Below are 3416 nucleotides of genomic sequence, written 5' to 3'. Positions count from 1 at the left end.
CCTGGGCCAGGGATGGCCCATGACGGCGGCCCACGGTCCAAAGCCGGAGTGAGGGCACACCGAGCCCAAGCGAGGTGCCGAGTGGTGGGGCAAGAGCGTTTTGCTTACTTTTGCGCTGTTCAAAAGTGAGCCGCTGTAAGAGCGGAACCATAGGCGGCCGTTACCGCAGCAACGGATATGCCCCCCCAATCAGCGAGCCTTAACAGCCTCAACCCACCCCGGATCCAACCGCGTCTGGTCAGGCTCAATCCCCAACCCCCGCATCCTCTCCAGGTGCTCATCAACCTCCCGCACCAACTGCGCCTGAGAACTCGAATTGGCGTCCAGCTCGTGCATCTGCATCAACCCAAGGTGATAAAACCGCAGCAACTTGATCGCCACCGGATCATTCACCTTCACCCCGTCAGTCACCTTGTGCATCACGTTCGTCACACTCATCAAACTGCGCTTGAGCTGCCACCCATACACCGCCGGCGCCAGCCACGCCTGGCTCCAGAACGGCCCCCGCACCAGCCCCACGGTAATCAATACCCCGGCAAACACCCCACCCACGTTGAAGCGAAAGTTATCCCCCCCAGGCTCGCCAAACACCATCACCGCCAGGCTGGAAAGCACCATCGCCAACACCACAAACAGCCCCGCGACGATCAGCGTGCTGCGGCGGGTCTGCTGGCGAAAGGTAATCGGGTCGCAGGGTTTTAGCTCAAACATCCGGGTGCAGTCTCCATGGGCAAAGTAGGGGTATCGCATCGGCCGGCATCTTCTCATGCTTCGCCCGTCGGAGTGACGGTAATCAGGTTGAACGATGGCACACAGCAATTTCTCTAAACCTCGTAGGCAACCGACCCCCAAGCGAGGTGAACCATGACCCGGTACCAGCAACAGCCGCCCGGCACACCCAACCCCGACCGCACCCCCGGCGAAGAGGAGCGCGACAACGACGCCCTGCGCCCCAACGATCCCGCCGAACGGCAAGACGACGAAGAGCGGGTCGAAGAAGACCTGGAAAACCTGCACGACAAGGCCCGCCCGCTGTAAACCCGGCGCGCCAAGGAGAGAGTTATGACTAATAGTACAAGCGGCCCGCATTCATCAGAGCATTCCAGCGGCAAGGACGACTTGGGATTCGACCCCGATTCCCCGGACGTCGCCGACCCGCAGGTCGACCCGGTAGGGCCCGCGATTGCACCGTTGGACAAGCCTGAAAAAACCGGCAAGAAGCCGGCCTATGATCCCTTGGGTGATCTGAAACCGTGAAATGAGCCCCGCCATCGAGCGGGGCTTTTTTCATCAGCCAAGCCGTTTCGGGGCTACCCAGGTCACCTCGGTGATGCCGAACTTCTCCGCCCAGGGCCGAGTGGTTTTTTTCACCCGCTCATGGCCCGGTCGGCCTATCCGCCCCACGTGGGCAATGTCGGCGTCAACGGCCGCCCAATGCCACGCTTCGGCGTTGTTCATGACCTCGGCACGCACCACAAAGGTTTTCGGTTCGCCGTGTAGCAAGTAGTGGATGGTGTAGATCATTGCGGTACTCATGATGCCTCCCTGTCTTGTAGTGAATGGATATAAAACAGTTCAGAAAGGTTCAGAAAGTTTCTGCATCTGAGGGCTTGCATTTGATTCAAATCACATTTGGCAAATAGCCACCTTCAGGGTATTAGTGATGCGTTCGCCAACGACTCCAGGATCGCGTCATGCCAGAGCTGACCCACAGCCGCCTCTACCTGCAACGTCTGGGCTACGACACGCCGCCGCCGCCCACTCTGCAAACCCTGCAGGATCTGCAGTTGCGCCACGTCAGTACCTTCGCCTTTGAAAGCCTGTCGACCTTGTTGCATGCACCTGTGCCCATCGATTTACCCAGTGTCGAGCACAAAGTCCTGTTCTACGGGCGCGGTGGTTATTGCTACGAGCTGAACCAGATGTTCCTGGCCTTGTTGCAGGAATTGGGCTTCGACGCGCGGGGCATCACGGGTCGCGTGGTGATGGGCGGGCCGCCCGATGCGCTGACGGGGCGCACCCATCGCCTGAGCCTGGTGACCCTGGACGGCATGCGTTACATCAGCGATGTCGGCTTTGGTGGCATGGTGCCCACCAGCCCGTTGCAACTGGACACCGACGCTACCCAGGCCACGGCCCATGAACCCTATCGCCTGAGCCTGAACGAGGGCAGCTACACCTTGTGGGCGCAGGTCGCCGGTGAGTGGCGCGGCTTGTATGTGTTCGACCTGCAGTTGCAGTCGCGCATCGACTACGAAATCGGCAACTGGTACGTCTCCACCCACCCGGACTCACCGTTCTTCGGTCAGTTGAAAGTCGCACTGATCGGCCCGGGATTTCGCCGCACCCTGAACAATGGCCAGTACGCGGTTCACTACCTGGACCGGCCCAGCGAGAAGCGCGCCATCGAGGATGTGGACGAGCTGCTGACGCTGCTGCAAGCCAGCTTTGGCATTCGCCTGCCGGAGCATCCACAGTTGCGGCCAATTCTCGGTCGTTTGTTGGTACCCCTCCAAGAAGCCTGAGATAGAGCCATCGCTGAACCGTTTTACCTCGAAAAAAGGTGCAAATTAATTCGAACCTTTCGTCAAAACGAGGGCTCGAAGCGTTTCCTGAATAATTTGCCACCTACAATGGAGACGTAAAACGATGTCCAAACTATTCGGAAAAATCCTCAAGAATTCCTCGGTCCTGGCCCTGATTGCAGCACCTGGTGTGGTGTTCGCCGCAGCGCCGACTGACCCGATTTCCACCTTCGGTATCCTCGGCAGCTACAACGACTTCAAACTCGAAGGCGGTAGCCAGAGCGACAAGGACCACATGCCTGAAGCCGGCCTGTTCTACAACTTCGGCAACAAGCTGACGGCTGAATCGGGCTTTATCTATCAGGCCGGTATCGAGGCCAAGTACGGCGAGAAGAGCGACAACAAGCTCAAGGAAGGCCAGGCCGACCTCGACCTAGGCTGGCGTGCCGCGCTGGATGCACGCAACTTCGTCGACGTGCTGGTGGGTGGCGGCTACAGCTGGACCCGCTACGAGCCGGACTCGGGCGACTACGACATGAAACTCACCAACAAATCGCCGTTCGCCAAGGCGGCCCTGGGCTACAAGCACCAGTTCGACGACATGACCATGCGTGTTGAACTGGGTGCCCGTCATACCATCGACGGCCGCGCCAAGCTCAAGGTCGACGGCATCGGCAGCGACACTGTGGACCTGAAGGACCGCACCAACCCGTACGCCGAAGTCAGCCTGCTGATGAACCAGAAAGGCGACCTGCCGGTGATGGCGGGCCTGTACTACACCCGCACCGAGTACAAGCTCGATGGCGACTCGTACGTAGCCGACAACACCAAGCTCAAGCGTGACGAGTATGGGTTCAAGGTCGGTATCGCGTTCTAAGCCCACCTCGATTC

Annotated in this window: 6 protein-coding genes; 4 read left to right on the top strand and 2 right to left on the bottom strand. The window is 59.5% G+C overall.

Annotation, left to right across the window (positions count from 1 at the left end):
• Positions 1 to 189: 189 nt before the first annotated feature.
• Positions 190 to 711, bottom strand: a complete 522-nt coding sequence (locus SNL23_RS14385; protein WP_167663802.1) for a DUF3087 family protein — start codon at positions 709 to 711, stop codon at positions 190 to 192.
• A 153-nt stretch (positions 712 to 864) separates the two neighbouring features.
• Here SNL23_RS14385 and SNL23_RS14380 point away from each other — a divergent pair, with 153 nt between their 5' ends.
• Together SNL23_RS14380 and SNL23_RS14375 are read left to right on the top strand one after the other, a co-directional pair.
• On the top strand, positions 865 to 1038 hold the full coding sequence (locus tag SNL23_RS14380) for a hypothetical protein (RefSeq protein ID WP_167663801.1): 174 nt from the start codon (positions 865 to 867) through the stop codon (positions 1036 to 1038).
• Between the two features lie 24 nt (positions 1039 to 1062).
• Positions 1063 to 1257, top strand: a complete 195-nt coding sequence (locus SNL23_RS14375; protein ID WP_076015767.1) for a DUF6021 family protein — start codon at positions 1063 to 1065, stop codon at positions 1255 to 1257.
• 33 nt (positions 1258 to 1290) lie between these two features.
• Here SNL23_RS14375 and SNL23_RS14370 read toward each other — a convergent pair whose 3' ends face one another.
• A complete protein-coding gene (locus tag SNL23_RS14370) occupies positions 1291 to 1536 on the bottom strand; it encodes a DUF6555 family protein (protein WP_063028819.1) in 246 nt (81 codons plus the stop codon).
• Positions 1537 to 1694: 158 nt separating this feature from the next.
• Between SNL23_RS14370 and SNL23_RS14365 the strand changes: the two genes are divergently transcribed.
• On the top strand, positions 1695 to 2525 hold the full coding sequence (locus SNL23_RS14365) for an arylamine N-acetyltransferase family protein (protein ID WP_318302557.1): 831 nt from the start codon (positions 1695 to 1697) through the stop codon (positions 2523 to 2525).
• Between the two features lie 124 nt (positions 2526 to 2649).
• Positions 2650 to 3402, top strand: a complete 753-nt coding sequence (locus SNL23_RS14360; protein WP_318302556.1) for an outer membrane beta-barrel protein — start codon at positions 2650 to 2652, stop codon at positions 3400 to 3402.
• Positions 3403 to 3416: the final 14 nt, after the last annotated feature.

The organism is Pseudomonas sp. SED1, assembly GCF_034044025.1.
Taxonomy (GTDB): Bacteria; Pseudomonadota; Gammaproteobacteria; order Pseudomonadales; family Pseudomonadaceae; genus Aquipseudomonas.
The sequence above is the reverse complement of the archived record's forward strand: the minus strand, read 5'-3'. Positions and strand labels throughout refer to the sequence as shown.

What these genes read in the sequence shown, in the direction of transcription:
- SNL23_RS14380 (WP_167663801.1), top strand. Translation starts at nt 865, where the DNA reads ATGACCCGGTACCAGCAACAGCCGCCCGGCACACCCAACCCCGACCGC.
- SNL23_RS14370 (WP_063028819.1), bottom strand. Translation starts at nt 1,536, where the DNA reads ATGAGTACCGCAATGATCTACACCATCCACTACTTGCTACACGGCGAA.
- SNL23_RS14375 (WP_076015767.1), top strand. Translation starts at nt 1,063, where the DNA reads ATGACTAATAGTACAAGCGGCCCGCATTCATCAGAGCATTCCAGCGGC.
- SNL23_RS14360 (WP_318302556.1), top strand. Translation starts at nt 2,650, where the DNA reads ATGTCCAAACTATTCGGAAAAATCCTCAAGAATTCCTCGGTCCTGGCC.
- SNL23_RS14385 (WP_167663802.1), bottom strand. Translation starts at nt 711, where the DNA reads ATGTTTGAGCTAAAACCCTGCGACCCGATTACCTTTCGCCAGCAGACC.
- SNL23_RS14365 (WP_318302557.1), top strand. Translation starts at nt 1,695, where the DNA reads ATGCCAGAGCTGACCCACAGCCGCCTCTACCTGCAACGTCTGGGCTAC.